Source organism: Pseudomonas sp. TH04, assembly GCF_016651355.1.
Classification (GTDB): domain Bacteria; phylum Pseudomonadota; class Gammaproteobacteria; order Pseudomonadales; family Pseudomonadaceae; genus Aquipseudomonas; species Aquipseudomonas fluorescens.
Window position 1 is genome coordinate 444,352 of sequence record NZ_JAEKEA010000001.1, and the last position, 20,792, is coordinate 465,143.

Genomic DNA, 20,792 nt, shown 5'->3' on the forward strand with positions numbered 1-20,792 from the left:
GCGAATTCGTATTCTGTATCGCTGAGGCCAAACAGGGCCCCAGCGGTTACCCACATCAAAAGTCCAGGGTAAGCCCGGCGTACAACGCGCGCCCATCACCGGGTGAGTGCAGGGACGCTTGGGCACCGTCCGGGTCGTACCAGACGTATTCGTAATAACGGTTGGTGAGGTTTTTCAACTGCAGGTCGACGCTCACTGACTCGCTCACTTTGTAGGTGGCACCGAGGTTCATCAGCACGTATCCGCCATACGTTCCTTGGGTGTTTTCTCGTTCCAGGTAGGAGTGGGTCTGGCCGTTCATCCAGGCGGTCAACTGCAAGGCAGGTGTTGCTTCATAGCTGATGCCAGCGTTGTAGAGGTGATGGGGGATATGGTCGATCTCCTGGCCTTTGCTGTTGGGCAAACTAGTACTTGGCTGGAGTATTTTCGAATACTGCCAGGAGTAGGCCATCCAGATGTCAGTGCGTTGGTCAGGGTGCAGGTTCATCTGTAAGTCGTAACCCCAACGTCGGGTTTCACCAACGTTATCTGAGTCGCCGCTCGGGTCGTTGAGGCGGCGACTGACTTCACCCGAGGCCTCTTGCTGCCAGTAGGCGATGCGACCGTCAATCCAGTCCGCCGGGGTGAACTTGATGCCGGTTTCCCAGCCTTCATTGATTGAAGGTGCCAGATCGGTATCTCTTGGCGGGATTTTGTAGGCGGCCGCGCCGGTGCCAACCTGGAAGGTACGGCCCCAGTTGGCATAAAAACTGGCCACGTCCCACGGCGAGTAGACCACACTAAGCTTGGGCTGTTTGATCAGGCCATAATCGTTGATGTCGTAGTCCAGGCCGGTCATTTCGTTGGTGAAATCACCCTGAATTTTGTCGACCCGATACGCCGGTACGATCTTCAGCGACTCGAAAGGTTTGATCTCCGCCTGGACGTAAGCGCCGTAGGTGTCGAAATCGAACTGCTGGTCGCGGGTAGTTGCCAGGCGAGCACGGTCTTTGGTGCGATAGCGTTCACTCTTGTTCTGCTGTTGTTGTACGTCTGCACCACCTTCCAAAGCGAAGTCATACAGCCAGCTAACTTCAGGTCGCCATGTCAGAGATGTAAGGGCGCCATACTGGGTTTCGTAGGCATCACGTTCCTGTTGGGCGCTCGTGCGCCAATATTGCGTCCAGCGTCGATCATCGAAGGTGTTGACGTAAGTCTTCGCTGACCACGCGAGGTTCTCAGCCACGTCTGTATCGAAATGCAGGCTGACCTGATTCATACGCCGAGTGCCCTTGTCGGTGGCGTTGAAACGGTTGGTCATGCTCGGATGATGGCGGGCGTCATCTTCGGTCAAATAGCCGGGTTCCTGAGCCTCAGCTTCGTAGTGACGGGCGATCAGGCCGATTCGGTAGCTGTCGTCATCCGGTGTGTAGAACCACTTACCAGACATCGAAAACCTGTCTGCCTGGGAATGATCCCGGTAGCCATCGGATGTTTGATAGGCAAAGAAATAGTTCTGAGTCCAGTTGCTGCTTTGCATGCCCTTGGCAAGTTGGGTTTCCTGAGTGTTGAAGCTGCCGTAACGAATCCGCGCCTTGCTGTAGTCCCCACCGGTGCGGGTCAGCATGTTGACGTTACCGGCGATGTTATTCAGACCATAGCGCGCATCACTGGTGCCTCGGACAACCTCGATGCTGTCCAGCTCCATGGGGAAAATCATGTCAATGAACGGCATGTTGCCGTCGTTGCTGTTGCTCGGAATCCCGTCGATCAACAGCTTTACGGCGTTCACTTCGCCTTCGCCGTTAAAGCCCCGGAAGGAAATTTTCCCTGAGGTCGTGCCCTGGTTGAACTCGGTGAGCATCACGCCGGGAGCTCGGCTGAACAACTCCCAGCTGTAATTGACTGGCATTTTTTCCAAGATATCGCCCCCGAGGATATCCACCGAGCTGAGTACACTGCTGGTACTCAAGGGGCCGCTGGCTGAGCCCTGAACGTTCACGGTGCCCAGCGTCAGGGTCGAGTCTTCGACTTTACCGACGTCGGCCAGCGCCGCGCACAAAGGGTCCATTGCGAATAGGCCAACCGACATCAACGGCCATAGGGAACGGGACACAGACAAACGCTTTGCAGGACGCAAAGTAAGTGAAGCAGGCATGGCACGCACTTCCTGGTGATCAAGAAACTTTAAAGGCGTCTAGCGTCCATCGAGGCCGCTAAAAGATTTAAATACGCAGCACCGGACAATGTCGCGGTGTTGTGATCAGGCGAAGGGAGAGGCGCGTGGACTTAGGCTTGGCCACCGAATCCTGGGATGGAGCGTCGGCAGTTCAGGATTGTCGAGGGACGTGTCGGATGTGTATTGCGGTAAGAAGTGGCGGTAGTAGTTGGAGGGAAGCGCTGCCATTCCCGCATGGCCACAGCAGCAATCACCGTGCTGCATAACCGTTTTTGAAGGGGCTTGCTGGACAGTCTCGAGTGTTTTCTTGAACCCGGGAGGTAAAGCTTGAGAACTACCTCCCGAGCAGAATCCCCCCCAAAGCATCAGCTGAACATCCGGCGTCTGCATAGCGCGGCTCAGCGGCATGGCAAACATGTTTAGCAACACGGCCAGGCAGGCGATCCAAGGGCTGATGCGTTTCAACGAGGACATGTGCAAGGTCAGCGTAGAGGGGCGCTTATTTAGCCGCAATTAAGGAGCGATGTAAAAGTTTCACACGTGCGCTATTTCGCCGCAGGCGCGTCATGTCGTTGCCGAGATGGCTGATGGGCTGACGAGTAGGAGGCGAGGGCGCTTGATGCCATTGCACCTTCAGGTGCCATCGAGAAAACCCGCCGAGGCGGGTTTTCCAGACGCAGTAACATTTGCCTGTGGGGCTCTGACTTACTGAGACATGTCATTCTTTTTCATATCGTCTTTTTTCATGCTGTCTTTGGACATTGAGTCCTTCTTCATCGTGTCCTTACCCATGGAGTCTTTATGCATTGCATCCTTTTTCATCGTGTCCTTTTTCATCGTATCGTGGGACATCGTGTCCTTCTTCATCGTGTCATTGCCCATCGTATCGTCGGCGTGTACAACGGCGACGCCCACTGCCAGGCACATACCTAGGATTGCAGTAGTAAACCTTTTCATAGTGAAGCTCCTTGATACTCAGGTTGCGAATAAGCGCAGCCCGGGCTGCGCAATGGAGTTGCCACGGGCGTCAGCTGCCACCGAACCAGTTGTAGCCTTGGTCTTCCCAGTAACCACCCGGGTAGGTATTAGTGACGAAAATCGCTTGAATGTGTTTTGGGTTCTTGTAGCCAAGCTTGGTAGGCATGCGCAGCTTCATTGGGAAGCCATATTCGCGCGGCAGGACGGCACCGTCGTAGGTCAGCGTCAGCAGCGTTTGAGCATGGAGTGCCGTGGCCATGTCGATACTGGTGTAGTAATCGTCGGCACATTTGAAACCGACGTACTTTGCGTCGGTATCGGCCCCGACGCGTTTTAGGAAATCACTGAAGCGCACACCGCCCCAGCGCCCGATGGCGCTCCAACCCTCGACACAGATGTGCCGGGTTATCTGGTCGCTCTGTGCCATGGCACGCAGTTCCTCAAGCTTCCAACTGCGCTTGTCGGCGACCATGCCGGTGACTTCCAATCGGTAGGTTTCTTCATCGACGACAGGCGCTTCGTCGATGCCGTAAAAGGCGTTGAAGGGGAATGGCCGCGTAATCATCGACTCAGCGTAGGTGGGGGCCATGGCGTTCGGGCTGAACAACCAGCCTTGCACCCGGTCATTGAAGCGCGACATGGAGGACAGCGCCGTTTCAACTTGATCGTTATCGGAAATGTTACATCCGGACAGCATCGCCACTCCGCCCAGGGTCAAGCTACGCAGAAGAAAGGCGCGCCGTGAGCGATCTTCGACCTGGAGCGAAATAATTTTGCGCGCATCCATCAAAATGGACGACTCATCCAGCTCTGGACTTTGTTCACGCTTCTTCATACGCGCTCCTTATGGCCGGCAATCATGGCCCATAACGTCTTTGGAACCAGTGCGACCATCACCAAATGCACTGCGATGAAAGCCACCAACAGAGACATCGCAATGAAGTGCACATGCCGAGCGCTGTCGTAGCCGCCCAGCAGTTCACGTAGTAGCGGAAACTGAACTGACTTCCACAAAACCAACCCGGAAATCACCAGAACTGCAATGTCGAGCATCACAAACAGATACGCCACACGCTGCACATGGTTGTAATGGCTTATATCGTCATGCCTCAGCCGCCCATGGAGTGCAGACCGCAGGTCATGAAAAAAGCCTTTGGGTGATACGGGAAAAAAACGTCGCGATAGGCGGCCGCTGAAAAGATTGAAAAGTAGGTAGAGAAGGCTGACTACGACCAACATCCACATTGCTGCAAAATGCCATTGCAACGCGCCCCCCAGCCAACCACCCAAGGTAATCGATGAGGGAAAATTAAAATTATAAAGAGGAGAGGCGTTATAGATACGCCATCCACTGGTGACCATTACCAACACCGCCAAAGCGTTCAGCCAATGGGCCAATCTCAACCAGGCTGGATGGCTGCTTTGCGGTGTCACAGGAGCAGCCCGGGTTGTTTCAGGTGCCGCTTGCATTGGAGGAGACTCCAAACAGGAATAACGTCATAACCATTTGATCGAGTGTAGACGCTGACTAAAAACACGACGCACCTTCGAGACGGGCGAAGCGTTCCGTACGTCCAATAGGCCTCTCAGGCAGGTGGCCTTGATCCGAAAGCTTTAATTGACCCCGACAAATTGACGGGTTGATGACAAAGCCGAACACGTTGAAGGGGGGTTCACGCTCGAAGCGGCATTCAGGGGTTTACGGCGAGTCAACATCATTTTCGTAGCCTATGTCGCCAGCCAGCTAGGCTTGTAACGTCAGAAGGGCGTTATCGATGAGGGTGCGTTTATGCCAACTGTAAAAACTGCTCTTGTACTTGCGGGTGGTGGGAGCCTTGGCGCGGTTCAGGTCGGCATGTTAAAGGCACTCGTTGAGGCTGAGGTTGCCTTCGACCTGGTGGTGGGAGCGTCGGTCGGCGCCATCAACGGTGCCTACTTCGCAGCCAGACCGAATGCCAAAGGCGTGAGCGAACTCGCGGACTTTTGGCGCGGTCTGCGTAAGTCGGATGTGTTTCCGTTCTCGGCGCTCGATACCCTCAAGGGTATTCTTAATCGACGTGGGCACTTGCTGAGCGCATCCGCATTGCATCGTTTAGTGAGCCGGTCACTGCCGGTCAAATGGATCGAAGACACCGAGTTACCGCTTTATATCGTCACCACCAATTTGCTCAGTGGTGCCGAAGAACTTCTGTCGAGTGGCAGTGCTGAGCAGGCTTTGCTCGCCAGCGCCGCAATTCCGCTTGTGTTTCCCAGCGTGCGAGTCGGAGAAAAGTTCCTGGTCGATGGCGGAGTCAGCAGCAACACGCCGATTGCCAGTGCGGTGGCATTGGGCGCAACGCGGGTTCTGGTTCTACCTACCGGATTCGGTTGTGCCTGCCCATGTCCGCCCAGTGGACTCGTTGCGCTGGCCTTGCACACGCTCAATTTGATGAGCATGCGTCAACTGGTGCGTGACATCGAGTTGTACCGCACACGCGCAGCCATCCATGTCGTCCCGCCGTTGTGCCCACTGGACGCTTCAGTGTTTGACTTCAACCAGACAGACCAATTGCTGCAGCGTGCTTATCAGTCAACCCAAGCCTGGATAGAAGAGGGCGGATTGGTTCGCGACGGGATACCCGATTCGTTACTCGCCCATACTCATCATTTTGGTAAAGAGTGATCTTCGCCTTTCAAAAGGCAGGTTTACCGATTGCCTGCGGCGGTAGATGACCCTGGCGCTGAATGGTGGGTTCACGTGCGCCGCCTTTTCACGGGATGTGGAAGGATGCGAGCCGAGATCAAAAACTGACCAGTTCTCGTTCTTCCAGTCGAGAATGCTTCCGTGCGCCTCTCTGGTCAGTGACGCTCGGAGGTGTGGAATTCGTTTTGTGGTGATCGATACAAAACCTGTGCTATGGTCAACGACAGTTCTCAAGCGCGTGCGAAAACCATGGCCCGTCCCCGTACATTCGATGAGTCGACTGTTTTAACAGCAGTCGCTGAAGCGTTCTGGACACAAGGCTATGAGGGTACCTCGACCCGAGACCTGGTCAATCGCACAGGGCTCAATCAGCCAAGCCTTTACAACGCGTTTGGCGACAAACGTAGTCTTTATCGTCGCGCCCTCGTGCACTATCTGGAGTGCAGTGTGCGTGATCGAATTCGGCGCCTTGAAGCGCTGCCAAACGCTGGAATGGCCATAACCAGGTTCTTCGCAGAAGTGTTGAATCGCACACTGAACGATCCTTTTCAACGTGGGTGTCTGCTGGTGAATTCTGCCCTCGAAGCCAATGCAGAAGACACGGATTTGCGACAGGCCGTTGCCGAAGAGTTCGAGTCCATTCGCAGTTTTTTTGAAGGCCGCTTGCAAGCCTTCCACCTGCAATCTGCCGATTTTGTTGAGATTGATGTAAAGCAGGGGGCGCATCATTTGCTCAGTGTGTTACTGGGGATTCGAGTTTTGTCTCGGATTAATCCCGACCCGGTGTGTGTAATAGACGCCATTGGTATTGCCATCAAAAGCCTTGGTCTTCCTCCCTTGGCTCTAGCGATGTTCACTGAAAACCACTGCACGGAGTCAATATGATCAAACTCTACTATCACCCGTCTCCTAACCCCGCGAAGGTTGCGCTGTTCTTGGAGGAGTCAGGCCTTGAGTACGAACTCATCCCTGTTGATACGCGCAAGGGTGAACAGCACGATCCGGCGTTTCTCAAGATCAATCCGAATGCCAAGACACCGGCTCTGGTTGATGGTGACAACGTGGTATTCGACAGCAATGCCATACTGCTCTATCTGGCTGAAAAGACCGGGATGTTCCTGCCTGCTGACAACCTCAAGGCGCGAGGTGAGATGTATTCCTGGCTCATGTTTGTCGCGACCGGCATCGGCCCGTACTCTGGACAGGCTGTTCACTTTAAGCACTTCGCCCCCGAGCCAAAAGACTACGCCGTTACCCGCTACACCTTCGAAGCCTGGCGTCACTGGACGATCATCAACGAACATCTGGCCAAACAGCCTTATATGCTCGGAAGTGAGTACACGCTGGTGGACATGGCCGTATGGGGTTGGGCGCGCGCGGTACCGTTCATCCTGGGTAATGACGCTTGGGCAAAACTTCCAAACGTAAAACGGCTCCTTGATGACATCAATGCTCGACCGGCAGCACAGCGAACTGAAGAACTGAAGACCCAGCACAACTACAAGACTGAGATGGATGCTGACGCGCGTAAAGCAATGTTCCCTCAGATTACTCAGTAGACGCGCCAGATCTTGATCGACTGGCATTGCTGGACGCCCGGCTAATGGGCAGAGATTTACTGCTCTTTAGGCATCCGGGCTACCGCACGTCACTGCCCCGTGAGTATTGGTAAAGTGGCGCACTGTGCTTGGTTAACGACTGCGGGCCCCGGAAAGGGGCCCGCACCGTATGGCCTTTACCTATCCGTTGTAGCGCGACCTAGGGTATCAAGCGCATCGCGCGGAGTTTGTCGAACACATCAAAGAACGCTTGATCGCTCGCCTGGTAGGCGGTGAAGCCCATTGCACGGCTTTTCGACATGTCAGTGACGACTTCGATGGGTCGACCTAGGTCTGCGTCGGTATGCCATGGGGAGATCAGGCGATCTATATCGGCTTCTTTCAAGCCGTGCTCCGCGACTATTTGCGTCCACGCGGCTTGGTCTTGCGCCATTTGCGTCTCAAGCGGTGAGAGTGCGGCGGGATAATCGGCAGCAGGTACGTCGAAGTATTCGGCAATTCGGCTCCACATCCATTTCCAGCGAAACACATCGCCATTAGTGACATTGAATGCCTGGTTGGCCGCAGCCGGCGTGGTGGCCGCCCACAGTTGTTGTTTCGCCAACTGCCGTGCATCCGTCATATCGGTGAGGCTGTCCCACTGCACGCTTGATCCCGGAAACACAAAAGGGCGATGGGTGTGTTTGCAGATCGAAGCGTAGACGGCGAGGGTGGTGGCCATATTCATCGCGTTGCCTACGGCAACTCCGGTGACCGTGTGCGGGCGATGAACGCTCCATGTGAAGCCGTCCTTTTCAGCCGCGGCGAAAAGTTCGTCCTCTTGGGCGTAATAGAAATTCTCGACATTCAGACGACCCTGCTCTTCGCGGAACGGTGTTTGCGCAAGGCGGCCTTTACCATAGTCTTCGAAAGGGCCGAGGTAGTGTTTCAGGCCAGTAACCAGTGCTACGTGCTCAACGCTCTTGGCTGGGCGAATGGCGGCGAGCACGTTGCGTACCATGGCGGCATTGACGCGAATGTTTTCGGCCTCCGTGGCTTGCCGTGACCATGTGGTGATGAACACATGCGTCGGTTGCAGATCCGCAAGCGCATGTTCCAGCGCCGCTGGATCTTGGAGGTCTGCCGCAATGGGGATCACACCTTGCGATGGCGACGGGTGCCGCGATAGCGCGGCGACCTGCCACGTGTTGTCGATCAGTAACTGAGTGATGGCGCTGCCGACGATGCCGCTGGCGCCAACGACCAAAGCTGTTTGGCTCATAAGTTCCTCCTAGATGTAGGTTTGGGAGTCCACCTAAGCCACAGAGGTTCAACCTAAACAGGATCGGTATGGGCGGCCGTCATAGCCTCTATTCCTGGATAAAGCGCTACATCAAAACCAGGTCCAAACGCGCAATCGAGTATCGACGTAACTTGGCTGGTCATGGGTACGTGTTTCATCCTCGCGGCAGCGCTGCCTCTCTCAAACGCGTTCTTGCGCCAGCCAGGCGCGCTGAAAATGAAGATATCTTCATCTGCTTGTAACGGGCGTGTCCGGCACCTAGCATCGTGCAAACCGAAATCATTACCATCTTCGTCGGATGCCATTATGCGTTTGTGTGACCTGCCTCACCGCCAAAAAGCTTGCGTAACCCATGTGGAAGGAACCGGCAATGCTGATCCGCTGAGTCAGCGGTTACAGGACATCGGCTTCGTGCCGGGCGAGCAGGTTACGGTGGTGGCGCGGGCGCCCTGGGGCGGTGATCCGGTGCTTATCCAGGTGGGGGGCAGCCGGTTTGCGCTGCGCCGCAACGAAGCCCAAATGATCCTCGTCGAAGTGAGCGTTTGAATGGCCACCATCCGTTTAGCCTTGGTGGGTAATCCGAACTGTGGAAAGACCGCGCTGTTCAATTTGCTGACCGGCGCCAGGCAAAAGGTTGCCAACTACGCCGGTGCTACGGTGGAGCGCAAGGAGGGTGTTGCACGTACGGCCAGTGGTCGCACATTCCGTGTGCTGGATCTGCCGGGGACTTACAGCCTGGCCTGCGTCAGCCAGGACGAACAGGTCACCTTGAACGTGCTGCAGGGCTTGTACCCCGGCGAGGAGCGCCCCGAGTTGTTGCTGTGCGTGGTCGATGCCACCAATCTGCGCTTGCACCTGCGCTTCGTGCTTGAGCTGCAACGCCTGGGATTACCGGCGGTCCTGGTCCTGAACATGGCTGACGCTGCACATCGCCGAGGTATTCGCATCGATACCGCTCGACTCTCGACCGCGCTCGGGATGCCGGTGATAGAAACGGTCGCCGTTCGCCGTGATGGTGCGCGGGCGTTGTTGAACGCGGTGGATGGCTGCGATGACATCCAACCGGCACCCGCCCCGGAGCAGGGCGCCGACTTACATGCGCGCGTGCGTGACATCCTCGAGACATGTGTGAAAACGCCGCACCTGTCCGATGCGCGTGTTGATACGCTTGATCGATGGTTGATTCACCCGGTGGCAGGGCCGCTGGCACTGGTCACCATCATGTTTCTGGTGTTCCAAGGGGTTTACCTGATCGGCAAACCTGTCACCGACTGGATCGGTGACAGCTTCAGCGCGCTGTCCGTCCTGGCTGGCACCTATCTGCCAGAGGGGCCATTGCGCGGGCTGATTTGCGATGGACTGATCAGCGGGCTGGGCACCGTGCTGGGGTTTATGCCCGAGATCCTCGTGCTGTTCTTTTTCATCTTCATTCTTGAAGAGTCTGGCTATCTGCCGCGGGCTGCTTTCATTCTGGATCGGCCGATGCGTGCCGTCGGCTTGACGGGGCGTTCGTTCATCCCGCTGCTGTCGAGTTTTGCCTGCGCGATTCCAGGCATCATCGCCGCGCGCAGTATCAGTGATAAATACGATCGGCTCACCACCATACTGGTGGCGCCGCTGATGACTTGCTCAGCGCGGCTGCCGGTCTATGCCCTGTTGATCGGCGCGGTAATTCCAGACATCCGTGTCGGCGGCGTGTTCGGCCTGCAGGGGTTAGTGTTGCTCGGTTTGTATGGCGTAGGCATCGTCGGCGCCATGGCAGTCGGCTGGGTGTGCAAGCGTTTCAGGCCAACGACCCAGCAGCAACCCATGCTGATGATGGAGCTGCCGGCCTACCGTCTGCCGCGCGCACGTGACCTGATCCAAATGCTCTGGGAGCGCGGTTACTTGTTTCTCAAGAAACTGACGGGCGTCATTCTCGCGCTCACGGTGATCATGTGGTTTATCTCGAACTTCCCCAACCCTCCGGCTGGCGCGACCAACCCGGCGATTGATTACAGCTTTGCCGGGTATTTGGGCGCTTCGCTTCAGCACGTGTTCGCGCCGTTGGGTTTCAACTGGCAAATCACGCTGGCACTGATTCCAGCGTTCGCCGCGCGCGAAACCGCAGTCGCGACCTTGGCCACGGTGTATGCCGTGGCCAATGGCGACGATCTCACCTCGCTGACCCAAACCCTGGCCGCGCAAGTGCCGCTGGCCAGCGCGTTATCCCTGATGATGTGGTTCGCCTTCGCGCCGCAATGCATGTCTACCCTGGCGGTGATCCGCAAGGAGACCGCCAGTTGGGGGCAGGTCGCCCTGGCGTTCAGTTACATGTTCGCAGTCGCCTATGCTCTCGCGTTCATTACTTATCGAATCGCAGAGGCCGCCTTATGACCCTGGGACTCATGGCTCAATATACCGTGATCGGCGTGTTGCTGATTGGCGCGGTGTTCAGTGTGTGGCGACGCTTGGCGCCCTCCAAGGCCGGAGGCTGCGCCAGCGGTTGCGGTACGTGCTCTTCCGGCTGCCAACCCACCCAACGCATCGCGCTGCGCACCCTGGATACGTCGACAATCGACGAGGCTGAGCGTAATGGCAGCCGTTCTATAACTGTGCCGTCTGACGATTGAACCGCGGCGGCTCTCCAGTGATCGCCCGGCTCAACGGCGTGCCAATCAACAGCCGTTGCGTTTCATCCAGCCTGCAAGGGTATTAAATTGCGCCGATGAACATTGGCCGAAGCTACCGATCCCCCTAGCTCAAATCATGCAGGTCTCGCCCGAGAGGCTGGCTCAACGACCACTCAGAAAACCGTACCCTCAACCCCTGTCGCTGCGGCGTGCAGCACATTGGGCCAACTGTATAGCTTTGCGCCGCTGGAAATGGTGCAAGCCTGAGCAATGGCCAAGTCATGCCGTCCGTGGAGTATTGCAAGCGCAGCACGCCATCGGACACGGTCACGCGAAGCCAAAAATCGGTTGGGTCGCCAGAAAAGCAACTGGGCGCCCAATCCGACGTGCCGTGTGTCAGCACGCTACTGATCATCGGCATGCCATCGTTATATTCAATGCCTGCTTTGAGCCAAGTCTCCTCATTGAGCCTGACCATAATGCCCGCTTGATCATAGAGCTCGCGAAAATCGGCGTTAACTCGGACTTGGGCTGTAAAGCTTGCTGAGGTTGCAAACCCTAAGAAATGTCCGCTGTCGCGTATGAATCCGTAGTGCGTTTTACGCCAGAAGTCGGTTTGGGAATCGGTAACCACCTCCAAGGTGCCGTCGCTAAAGGCTTGGCAAGAGCGCGGTTTATTCAGCCAGTCAGCCGTTCGCCAAATTGACGCTTCACTGTCCTGACTGAGCTCTGCGTTCTGCTTCCTGTCCATCATGTTACCTCGACAATTTATCGGATGGATCGGCGCTGCAATCCTGCTCTCTCTGCACTGGCTCGAAGGCCACCTGCCGAGCATCGGTGCAGGCTCAAATCACCGGGAGCGTAGACGTTGCCATTCATTCCAGCAGTCCTGCGCAATGAGGTCTGGATAGCCGCGCTCTTCTTCCATGGCTAAAGCCGTGCTGAAGGGTAGAGCGATACACGTAGATGCGTCTCGGATTTCGCAAACCTCAGCCTCGGTCAGTGGCGCGCCTTTTTTATCCTCGGCGGCTCGCAGCACTGCCGCCAGAGCCGGCACAAAGACGAGACATAGCGGATCTGCAGTCATCAGTTTCCTCCCTGAGTCGATTAGAAATTGCAGGGTTGGCCAGTGTCGGACATCAACATTACCTTGGCGTGCGAACCGCAAAGATCGCTTCGCCATTTGATCAACTGAGCGCCCAACAATCAACTTTGAACTAATCACTACGCCCGCCCCCCTAATTCTGTGCAAGTTGCCTCAAGCCCAGGCAACGCCTGGGTTACTCAATCACACACGAAGGCTTGGTGAATCATGAAAAGCGAACAAGTTGAAGGCGCTGTAGAAAAAGTTGCCGGCAAGGCGCAGAGCGCAGTGGGTAAACTCTTTGGTGATTCGAAGCTGGAAGCTGAAGGCGTGGGACGTCAAGCTGCTGGTCAGTTGACCCAAACCTATGGCGATGCACTGGACAGCGTATCGACCTTTGTTAAAGAGAAACCAGTTGCTGCAATCGCGATTGGTGCCGTCGCTCTGTTGGTTCTAGACCGTCTCTTGCGCCGCTGATTTAGCAAAAAAGGACGTTTCGACAGCGGCGTTCTTTTTGCGTTTGTCTATCGCCCGGCACCCTTGGCTCTGTCAATCAGTGGGCCTCGGGCGCGCGGGCGGTATGCACGGCTCACCTCCATCGTGCGCTGACCGCCGGTGCTAAGGTCAAGTCAGGAGAGGAGGGCGTTGAAAATTTGTGCGGGTGCTGACCGCGCTGTATTGATTTTTGGTGGGCAACCCAAGCTCACGCTGAATCAATCCCGCGTTTTTGCACGCCCGCACAGCAGTTAATTTTTCTTCAGAAACCTGAGCTCCGGACGGACTCGGTACACGCTGGTCATTTCCCATCTGCCTTGCGAAATCGGCCAGGATTTTGGGAAAGAAAACGGGCACAGTTCCTTAGCTAGATTTTCAGCGAGCGGCAAGTTATTGCGGCAAGCAGTGAATCGCCAGCGTCATAGTGGTGAAATCTTGAATGTTGCTGGCGGCAGATAATCCTAGGGGAGCTACTCCTTAAGAGATGATGATGGACACTCGACTTAGATCATTCATTCCACGATTTTGACGGCTATTCGGCCTTCGAGTCGTCCGCACCTTATGCACAGCTAAGCTCGTCACTCCGTAAAATAATCCAATAACCAGGTGCTGCCGCCAGACTGAACAGGGACAACAATCCTGAGCAGACGATTAGGAACTGGTGACCAGACTCCAGATCCAGAACGTGGCTGAAAGGGAACGTGGCACGTTATGAACCTATCTGACGTAGTACATGATTTAACATAATATACATTATGCGAACCATCCTATAAGGCCTGAGGGGCTCTGGTGGTCAGATTTGCAGGCAGGCACTGCTTCTTACGCATCACCTGGTCCAGCTTGCTGCTTGGCGATGTAACTCACGATGAATGTATCCTGCGATCCACGCTCCTTGTGATAACCAACCACGTTGGCCAGCGTCCACCTCAACATCCTCATAAGAATCGAGTCAGAAAATTTCGCGCTGTCGGACTCATACGGATACCGGCTGTTGGTGAATACATTGCGGTATCTCTCAAAGCAATCTTCTTGGCTGTCCAAGGCCAGGCTGCAACGGATCTGGTCAGGAACGGCATAAAACAGTGTCAGCAAATCATGCTTGTCAGGGTTCTTACGGTTCGTTTTGCCGAGACTCAGCAGCTGCTGGTGAGCCTTGGCAAGTGCTGCCGGATCAAGCTTATAAGTTTCGCCTGATGTCCCTGGGTTCTGATCAGGCAACGAGATGAAGCTTTTGAGCAGGATCTCCATGCCGATTGCTGCATTGACTTGTGCTACGTGCGGCAAGTGTTGAGCGTCAAGCACCTCGGCTGCTTTCAGGTAGCTATGAGCGCTTTCAATCATCCAGCCTGGGAAGTGAGCCATCGCAGTAATCCATTGCGTTATGAACCGATTTACGGGATGAGCCAAGTCTTTTGTGATTAGAGAAAACGAAATAGTATCGGCCAGACAGGGATAATTTGTGCTTCAGCGCACCGTCGTTGTTTGTTTTCAGCGCGGTAAATTGAGCGAATGAAGACTTAAAATACCGTCAACATTTCACAGTACCCTTCTCCCTTTATTATTCGATTTAATTATAACTAAACTAAATGAGTATTTAGTCGAGTTATAACCATAACCTGCCAGCATTGGCAAACGCGTATATTCCCTCCTCTACGCTATACCTACGCGCAACACGTTGAGGTTGCGTTTAAACAAGACAAAGTCGGCATCTCATATTCGCCCTCATAACGGCACTACCCGCCCAGGTTTTATCGCCAGCACACTGCACGGCGCCTGATGCAAGAGTTGCTCGGCAGTACTGCCCAACCGTTTTTTAAGCCCTTTGTGCTGCACGGTTCCCATCACGATGACATCGGTAAGATGGTCCATGGCAAACGCACAAATACTCATCAGGGGCGCGCCCTCGATGAAGTGGCGACATTCCACCGGTACGCCGTGGCGCTCACACAAGGCAGCGAATGCCTCCTGCTGAACCACGCCCAACGTGTCATAAATGCCGGTGGCCAAGGGTAGCGCGCCGTAACCCATGTCTTTTGCATACACGGCCGTCCAGTCGAACACGTGCACGACCTCCAGCCTGGCATCACACTGTTCGGCCAACTTCGCGCCGGCGTCGATGATCTGGTCGTTAAACACAATGTCCTGTTCTTCACTGCGCAACAGATCAACGATAGCCAGCACTTTGCGTGGCAGTGGGTTAAGGCTGTTAGTCACTAGATGAACCGGTGCAGGGCAATCACGCAGCAGTTGCCAGTCCAGTGGCGTAAAGAAGATACGTTTCAACACGGACTCTTCCTGAGCATCTTTGATAATCAGCGCCAGTTGTGTCTCGTTGACAAACTTCAGGATTTCTTCGTACGGGTGCTGAACCCAGATCACTTCACTTGTGGCATGAATGCCCTGCTGGCGTGCCAGTTCGGCTTGCTTCTCCAGCCACAGGCTGTGGGTCTGCAGGTACCCTTCCCTCGCCTGGCCTATTTGTTCGGGAGCGAACAGACCGGCCACCGCCAAGGCTTGTAAATAATCAAATGCGACGATATGCAGCGGCAGTTGCATGGCTTTTGCCAACGCATTCGCCCGGTCAAACGCCGCTGTTCGGATCATGGCCGCCGGGGCAATCAACAGTAATGGTGGGCAGGACATGGTGCACCGCAGGGTCATGAATAAGGCTCCAGACTGAACGGTTCCAAACCCGATAACTTGATCCTTGTCAGTTAACGTGCCGTGGGAGTCGAACCGTTCGCGAGCCAATACCGACGATACTGAGGTTCATCGACCCTCTGAGCTTCGCAAGCATGCGAAGCACCGCAAGCCCCTTCAGTAACCGCTCGCCGCCGTCATCGCGCCGCCCACGATCGCAATTCCCGAACTGCTGCCCAAGCGCGAAGCCCCGGCCTCAATCATTTTCACCGCAGTCGGGTAATCACGCACCCCACCGGACGCCTTGACTCCAACCCCGGCGCCCACGGTTCTGCGCATGAGGGCCACGTCTTCGACCGTGGCGCCGCTTCGGCTGAACCCGGTAGACGTCTTCACGAAAGCCACACCCAAGTCCCGGCAGATTTCGCACGCCTGGACTTTCTGTTTGTCGTCGAGCAGGCAGGTTTCCAGGATGACCTTCAACGTTACGGTGCCGCAGGCCTTGTGGACCAGGGCAATATCATCGCGTACCGCGTCCAGCAGCCCCTCCTTCAACCAACCGATATTGAGCACCATGTCGATCTCCCCTGCCCCGGCGGCAATCGCCCGTTCAGCCTCAAATGCCTTGGTGTCACTCAGGCCAGCGCCCAGCGGGAAGCCCACCACCGCACAAATCACCACGCTATCGTCGCTCAGGCACGACGCGGCGTAAGGTACCTGTCCCGAATTCACACACACCGAATAAAAGCCGTGTTCCCGGGCTTCCTCGCACAAGGTGCGAATCTGCTCACGGGATGCGTCGGGAACCAGCAAAGTGTGATCGATGTACTTTGCCAATGCTGTGGGTTGAAGAGTGTTCATTTAACGGCCCCTTGCCTGTATGTTGCCAATGATCGTGTGCCGCTTGTCACAGCGCTCACAAGAATGCGTTATAATAGTCACAATTAATGTTACTTATTTAACAGAAACAATCAAGCCCTGGAATACTCGTGGACAGTAGAAAAGCCGAGCGACTCAAGCTTATCCAACAAGCCTTGCAGGACCAGAACGCCATTCACTTGAGGGAAATGGCTGCGTTGCTGGACGTTTCCGAGATGACCCTGCGCCGCGATCTCAATCACTTCAGCGATCACCTGCGTCTTCTTGGCGGCTACATCACCCGGGGCGGCAGCGAGGTCAGCGAATACCGGGTCGCCGACCAGGGCACGCGTCACGTCGAGGAGAAACGCCGCATCGGCAAGCTCGCTGCCGGTTTGATACAGGCCGGTGACACAGTCTTCTTCGACTGCGGCACCACCTCGCCCTTCGTCATTGACTTCATCCCCGACGAGTTGGAGTTCACTGCCGTGTGCAGTTCGTTGAACGTGTTGCTTAAGTTGCACAACAAACCCAACTGCCACATCGTCTTGTGCGGCGGCACCTTTCACCGCAAGAACCAAGTGTTTGAAAGCAGCGCCGAAAGCAGCATTCTCGACAGCGTGCGCCTGACGTGGGCCTTCGTGACGGCGGCGGGCGTCAGTCAGGAGTTCGGTGTGACGTGCTTCAACTTCAATGAAGTCGAGGTCAAGCAAAAGGTCCTGCGCCAGGCCCAGCAACGCGTGTTGCTCGCCGACTTCAGCAAGTTCGACACGGTGCGCACCGCCCATTTCGCCACCCTGGAAGACTTCCAATACGTGGTCAGTGACAAGAAAATCCCCCGCGCCTATCAAGACGTCATCCAGGCACGCGGTGCGCAATTGCTGGTTTAACCCAACAGCCTCTGCCGTTCCTGTTCAGTCAAATAGCCGGTGGTCACGCTGAATGAAGCGCTCGCCCCGGCCGCCAGCTGCCGCACGTGACCTTTGGCTTTCTCCGCGGTGTAGCCCTCCGGCTCGCAGGTCGACGGCAGCACGAACGCAGCCACTTGCTGATCCGGTGTGTGCAGGACCCAGCGTGCAGCGTGTTCGAATTGCTCGGGGCGATAACGGGTGTAGAACGCAGCGCCGTCGGGATGCTCAAGCAGAAAGTGCGCGTGGCCGGTGGCGTCGGTGCCGACACCATCGAGGAAAAACACAATTTCAGGGTCATACAGCGCAGGCGTTTCGAGGCAGGCCAACTGGCCGGGATGCTCGGCCAGTTGCGCCATGTAGGCACTCCAGGCGGGCGTCGGCTTGACGTGGTCCGGCACGCTGGTACGCAGGCGCAGACGCTGCATGCCCAGTGGCTCGACGAACCGCGCACCGTCCACATAGGCGTAGTTCATGTGGGCCATGTACATCAAGTCCATCGGCTTGCCGGCCAGGTTCGTCACGTGCATCTCAATATCGAACAAGGCCGAATCGGCGCGCAGTGTCACGCTGGGGCAAGCCCGGTAACGATCACCGAACCCCTTGGCAAACTCATAGGAACCGCCCAGGCGCACAACGCCCTCACCCAGCTCCAGCCAGGCTGTGTCCATAGGCGCACAAGGCATTTCGCCATGCAAGGCATGCGTGTCATCCGGCGCCGGGCAACCGTTGCGCAGCAAGCCACTGTGAAACATGAAACAGCCATAAGTATCAATGACCGTCGGGCTCGGCCGGGGCTGCTCGAACAGGTTGCTCATGGTCAGGTCGCAGCCATCGAACACGGCCGACCAGATCATCTGCCCTTGATAAGGCAGGATCACCAGGCGTCCACGGCTGTTCTCCAGGCTCACAGCCAACACGCCGGACGCATAGGTCCAGGCACTGACCTTGAACGCCTCAGACTGCAAAAGGATCTTTTCCTGCTCACCAAACACCGCACGATACAGCGGGATGCGTGTGTTCATGAGGCCACCGCCGCTGCTGCGCTCGATGGCAAGGGGGCGGACTGGCGCAAGCATTTGATCGCATACATCACAATCACGATAAAGCACAGCAACGGCACGCTGTACGCCAGCTGCATGTTGCCGCCGCTGGCATCGGACAACAGGCCCTGAAAGATCGGGATTACCCCGCCACCGACAATGCTCATCACCAGCAACGACCCGCCGACGCCGGTGTCTTCACCCAGGCCATCAATGGTCAGGCCGTAAATGGTCGGCCAGCATGGGCCGAGAAAAATACTCACGCCAACCGCTGCGTACACCGCCGAAATGTTTGGCACCAGGATCGTGTAGGCCAGCAGCACAATGCACAGCACGCCATAAATCGCCAGCACCCTGGCCGGGTGCAGCCGGCGCATCAACAGGTTGGCGATCATCTTGCCGACAAAGTACGCGGCGAAGGTGGTCAGCAGAAACCATGAAGCGCTGCGTTCATTCATACCGCCCATTTGCATGGCCAGGCGAATGGTAAAACTCCACACCCCCACCTGCGCACCCACATAGAGAAACTGCGCCAGTACGCCAAACGTAAAGCGCGGGTTACGCCACAGCCGCCCCAGGCTTTGACGCAGGCTGCCAGGCTTGCTACCGGCCGGCTTATTGCCCTTGCACGCAGGGAATCGGGTAATCGCGATCAGGATAAACATCAGCACCAGAACAGCGATCATCCACTTGTACGGCAGCAGCGTGGACTGGATCATTTGCAACTGCTGCACCGCCGCCTCGGAGGCGCTCATTTGCTTCAGTTGTTCTGTGGTGGCGTCGGAGTCCTTGAACATCACGAAGCTGCCCACGTAAACCCCGGCCATTGCGCCAAAGGGGTGAAAGGTCTGCGAAATATTCAAGCGTCGCGTCCCGGTTTCCCGCGGGCCCATCAGCGTCGAGTAGGTGTTGCACGCGGTTTCCAGGAACGACAGGCCGGCTGCAATCACAAACAGTGCCAGCAGGAACATGCCGTACTTGGCGGTGGACGCCGCCGGAAAAAACAGCAGGCAGCCGAACATGTACAGCAACAGCCCGATCAGAATCGTGCTTTTGTAGCTAAAGCGCCGCACCACCATCGCGGCCGGAATTGCCACAAAAAAATAGCCCAGGTAAAACGCCGACTGCACGAAGGCGGTCTGGAAATCACTGAGCAAGAACGCTTTCTTAAAGTGTGCAATCAGCACGTCGTTCATGCTCGCCGCTGCGGCCCACAGTGCAAAGATGCTGCACAGCAGGATAAAGGCGAACCAGGGCGTGCGGTTCAGGTAGAAACCGTCGGGGGTTTGTTGCAGCGCAGGTTTGTTCATTATTGTTCTCCGGGCTGGTGGGGGTGTTACCGCTGTTGCTGGAAGCGGGCGAATGCTTCGCTGTCGGGATAGGAAGTCTGCGTACCCAGCGCCATCACCGAGCAGGCGGAATACGCCACGGCCTGTTCCATGGCCTGACGAATCCTGCCGTCGCGGTTCCAGTGTTGAATGAAGCAACCAATAAAGGCGTCACCGGCACCGGTGGTGTCACGGGCGGCAACCCGTTGGCCCGGCACCTGGCATTCACCCTCCTCGCCGATATACAGCGCGCCGTGCTCGCCAAGGGTGACAATCACGTGGCGAACGCCGCTGGCGACCAGGGTTTTTGCGGCCGCACGGGCTGACTCCGGCGAGTCCACGTTCTGGCCGGTGATCAGTGCCAGTTCCGATTCGTTGGGGATCAGGAAATCCAATTTCGCCAGGTGCTCGGCGCTCAATCCGGCCATGGCCGGTGCCGGATTGAGCAGTACCGCAATGCCATGCCGGTGAGCGAATTCGATGGCGTAGTAGACCGTCTCCAGGTTGATCTCCAGCTGCAGCACGATCAACGTGCACGCGCGCAGGTCGACTGCCGCCGCATCGATATCCGCCGGCGACAAGTGCGCATTGGCGCCTTTGACGATCAAAATGCTGTTATGGGAGTCGGGCCGGACAAAAATCGGCGCCACGCCGCTGGAAACACCAGGCACCCGCTGCACGTAACGGGTGTCGATACCAAAGCGCTGGAAGTTGGCCAGTGTGTTGTCGGCAAACATGTCGTCACCGACCTTGCTCAACATCAACACATCCGCCCCAAGCTTGGCTGCCGCCACCGCCTGGTTGGCCCCTTTGCCGCCGCAACCGAGGGCAAAGCCCGGTGCTTCCAGGGTTTCGCCCTGGCCCGGCATGCGGTCGATGTAGGTAATCAAATCCACCATATTGCTGCCGATGACTGCGATCTTGCTCATTGCTATTCCACCTTGTTGCGGCACAACCAGGCAGGTTGTGGCGCTCTTGTTTTGTTATTTAAATAACATTAGGTGTGAATATTCAATCTTTTTTTACGCCGAAGGATCAACGGAGCGCGCAAAGGCGCGGCGGCGCCCTTGGGTCGTCGCTGATTGACTTCGTCGGCGCGGCTGCAAAGCCCGGCGCCAGAAGGCTCGGGACGCAATTATGTAGCGCGTGTGTAAGCGTCACCTT

22 protein-coding genes are annotated in these 20,792 nt (G+C 56.4%); 8 read left to right on the forward strand and 14 right to left on the reverse strand.

What is annotated here, in order from left to right; translation table 11 throughout:
- Positions 1-55: 55 nt before the first annotated feature.
- The 5 genes from JFT85_RS01890 to JFT85_RS01910 all read right to left on the reverse strand — a co-directional run bounded on the left by JFT85_RS01890 (position 56) and on the right by JFT85_RS01910 (position 4,606).
- Positions 56-2,071, reverse strand: a complete 2,016-nt coding sequence (locus JFT85_RS01890; protein ID WP_446739709.1) for a TonB-dependent receptor — start codon at positions 2,069-2,071, stop codon at positions 56-58.
- A gap of 171 nt (positions 2,072-2,242) precedes the next feature.
- On the reverse strand, positions 2,243-2,632 hold the full coding sequence (locus JFT85_RS01895) for a DUF2946 domain-containing protein (protein WP_073637496.1): 390 nt from the start codon (positions 2,630-2,632) through the stop codon (positions 2,243-2,245).
- 231 nt (positions 2,633-2,863) lie between these two features.
- Complete coding sequence (locus tag JFT85_RS01900; RefSeq protein WP_069552119.1) at positions 2,864-3,115, reverse strand: pentapeptide MXKDX repeat protein; 252 nt, start codon at positions 3,113-3,115, stop codon at positions 2,864-2,866.
- 70 nt (positions 3,116-3,185) lie between these two features.
- The gene (locus tag JFT85_RS01905) at positions 3,186-3,971 is read right to left on the reverse strand and encodes a molybdopterin-dependent oxidoreductase (RefSeq protein ID WP_073637494.1); all 786 of its coding nucleotides are present in this window, start codon (positions 3,969-3,971) and stop codon (positions 3,186-3,188) included.
- A complete protein-coding gene (locus JFT85_RS01910) occupies positions 3,968-4,606 on the reverse strand; it encodes a cytochrome b/b6 domain-containing protein (RefSeq protein WP_069552121.1) in 639 nt (212 codons plus the stop codon). Before JFT85_RS01910 ends, JFT85_RS01905 begins: the two co-directional genes overlap by 4 nt.
- A gap of 319 nt (positions 4,607-4,925) precedes the next feature.
- Between JFT85_RS01910 and JFT85_RS01915 the strand changes: the two genes are divergently transcribed.
- The 3 genes from JFT85_RS01915 to JFT85_RS01925 all read left to right on the forward strand — a co-directional run bounded on the left by JFT85_RS01915 (position 4,926) and on the right by JFT85_RS01925 (position 7,378).
- Complete coding sequence (locus tag JFT85_RS01915) at positions 4,926-5,798, forward strand: patatin-like phospholipase family protein (RefSeq protein WP_069552122.1); 873 nt, start codon at positions 4,926-4,928, stop codon at positions 5,796-5,798.
- A gap of 270 nt (positions 5,799-6,068) precedes the next feature.
- On the forward strand, positions 6,069-6,704 hold the full coding sequence (locus JFT85_RS01920) for a TetR/AcrR family transcriptional regulator (RefSeq protein WP_073637724.1): 636 nt from the start codon (positions 6,069-6,071) through the stop codon (positions 6,702-6,704).
- Entirely contained in the window at positions 6,701-7,378 is a 678-nt protein-coding gene (locus JFT85_RS01925; protein ID WP_069552124.1) for a glutathione S-transferase family protein, read from the forward strand. The genes JFT85_RS01920 and JFT85_RS01925 overlap by 4 nt, the downstream gene beginning before the upstream one ends.
- 199 nt (positions 7,379-7,577) lie before the next feature.
- Here JFT85_RS01925 and JFT85_RS01930 read toward each other — a convergent pair whose 3' ends face one another.
- Positions 7,578-8,639, reverse strand: a complete 1,062-nt coding sequence (locus JFT85_RS01930) for an SDR family oxidoreductase (RefSeq protein ID WP_069552125.1) — start codon at positions 8,637-8,639, stop codon at positions 7,578-7,580.
- 327 nt (positions 8,640-8,966) lie between these two features.
- Here JFT85_RS01930 and JFT85_RS01935 point away from each other — a divergent pair, with 327 nt between their 5' ends.
- Genes JFT85_RS01935 through JFT85_RS01945 form a run of 3 tightly spaced genes read left to right on the forward strand, consistent with a single transcriptional unit; the run spans position 8,967 to position 11,272 of the window.
- Complete coding sequence (locus JFT85_RS01935) at positions 8,967-9,206, forward strand: FeoA family protein (protein ID WP_053256056.1); 240 nt, start codon at positions 8,967-8,969, stop codon at positions 9,204-9,206.
- Positions 9,207-11,036, forward strand: coding sequence for a ferrous iron transporter B (gene feoB, locus JFT85_RS01940; protein ID WP_187601741.1), 1,830 nt, complete (start codon positions 9,207-9,209; stop codon positions 11,034-11,036).
- An 11-nt stretch (positions 11,037-11,047) separates the two neighbouring features.
- The gene (locus JFT85_RS01945) at positions 11,048-11,272 is read left to right on the forward strand and encodes a FeoB-associated Cys-rich membrane protein (protein ID WP_201229018.1); all 225 of its coding nucleotides are present in this window, start codon (positions 11,048-11,050) and stop codon (positions 11,270-11,272) included.
- Between the two features lie 124 nt (positions 11,273-11,396).
- Here the strand turns inward: JFT85_RS01945 and JFT85_RS01950 are convergent, their stop codons facing one another.
- Entirely contained in the window at positions 11,397-12,023 is a 627-nt protein-coding gene (locus tag JFT85_RS01950) for a DUF1349 domain-containing protein (RefSeq protein WP_083272196.1), read from the reverse strand.
- Positions 12,024-12,122: 99 nt separating this feature from the next.
- The gene (locus tag JFT85_RS01955) at positions 12,123-12,359 is read right to left on the reverse strand and encodes a hypothetical protein (RefSeq protein ID WP_078828351.1); all 237 of its coding nucleotides are present in this window, start codon (positions 12,357-12,359) and stop codon (positions 12,123-12,125) included.
- 225 nt (positions 12,360-12,584) lie between these two features.
- On the opposite strand from JFT85_RS01955, the gene JFT85_RS01960 reads away from it, so the two are divergent.
- On the forward strand, positions 12,585-12,833 hold the full coding sequence (locus JFT85_RS01960) for a CsbD family protein (protein WP_053256053.1): 249 nt from the start codon (positions 12,585-12,587) through the stop codon (positions 12,831-12,833).
- Between the two features lie 837 nt (positions 12,834-13,670).
- Here the strand turns inward: JFT85_RS01960 and JFT85_RS01965 are convergent.
- From JFT85_RS01965 to deoC, 3 genes are all read right to left on the reverse strand, one after another.
- Positions 13,671-14,213, reverse strand: coding sequence for a hypothetical protein (locus JFT85_RS01965; protein WP_069552145.1), 543 nt, complete (start codon positions 14,211-14,213; stop codon positions 13,671-13,673).
- A gap of 360 nt (positions 14,214-14,573) precedes the next feature.
- The gene (locus JFT85_RS01970) at positions 14,574-15,494 is read right to left on the reverse strand and encodes a universal stress protein (RefSeq protein ID WP_069552169.1); all 921 of its coding nucleotides are present in this window, start codon (positions 15,492-15,494) and stop codon (positions 14,574-14,576) included.
- 174 nt (positions 15,495-15,668) lie between these two features.
- Complete coding sequence (gene deoC, locus JFT85_RS01975; RefSeq protein ID WP_201229021.1) at positions 15,669-16,352, reverse strand: deoxyribose-phosphate aldolase; 684 nt, start codon at positions 16,350-16,352, stop codon at positions 15,669-15,671.
- A gap of 128 nt (positions 16,353-16,480) precedes the next feature.
- On the opposite strand from deoC, the gene deoR reads away from it, so the two are divergent.
- Positions 16,481-17,239 (forward strand): DNA-binding transcriptional repressor DeoR, encoded by a 759-nt coding sequence (gene deoR, locus JFT85_RS01980; protein ID WP_053256015.1) that lies wholly within the window; start codon positions 16,481-16,483, stop codon positions 17,237-17,239.
- Here deoR and JFT85_RS01985 read toward each other — a convergent pair.
- From JFT85_RS01985 to rbsK, 3 genes are read right to left on the reverse strand one after another with little or no spacing between them, the layout of a single operon-like run.
- On the reverse strand, positions 17,236-18,282 hold the full coding sequence (locus tag JFT85_RS01985; protein ID WP_069552147.1) for an aldose 1-epimerase family protein: 1,047 nt from the start codon (positions 18,280-18,282) through the stop codon (positions 17,236-17,238). The genes deoR and JFT85_RS01985 overlap by 4 nt on opposite strands.
- Entirely contained in the window at positions 18,279-19,610 is a 1,332-nt protein-coding gene (gene fucP, locus JFT85_RS01990) for an L-fucose:H+ symporter permease (RefSeq protein ID WP_201229023.1), read from the reverse strand. Before fucP ends, JFT85_RS01985 begins: the two co-directional genes overlap by 4 nt.
- A gap of 26 nt (positions 19,611-19,636) precedes the next feature.
- Positions 19,637-20,557, reverse strand: a complete 921-nt coding sequence (gene rbsK / locus JFT85_RS01995) for a ribokinase (protein WP_201229034.1) — start codon at positions 20,555-20,557, stop codon at positions 19,637-19,639.
- Positions 20,558-20,792: the final 235 nt, after the last annotated feature.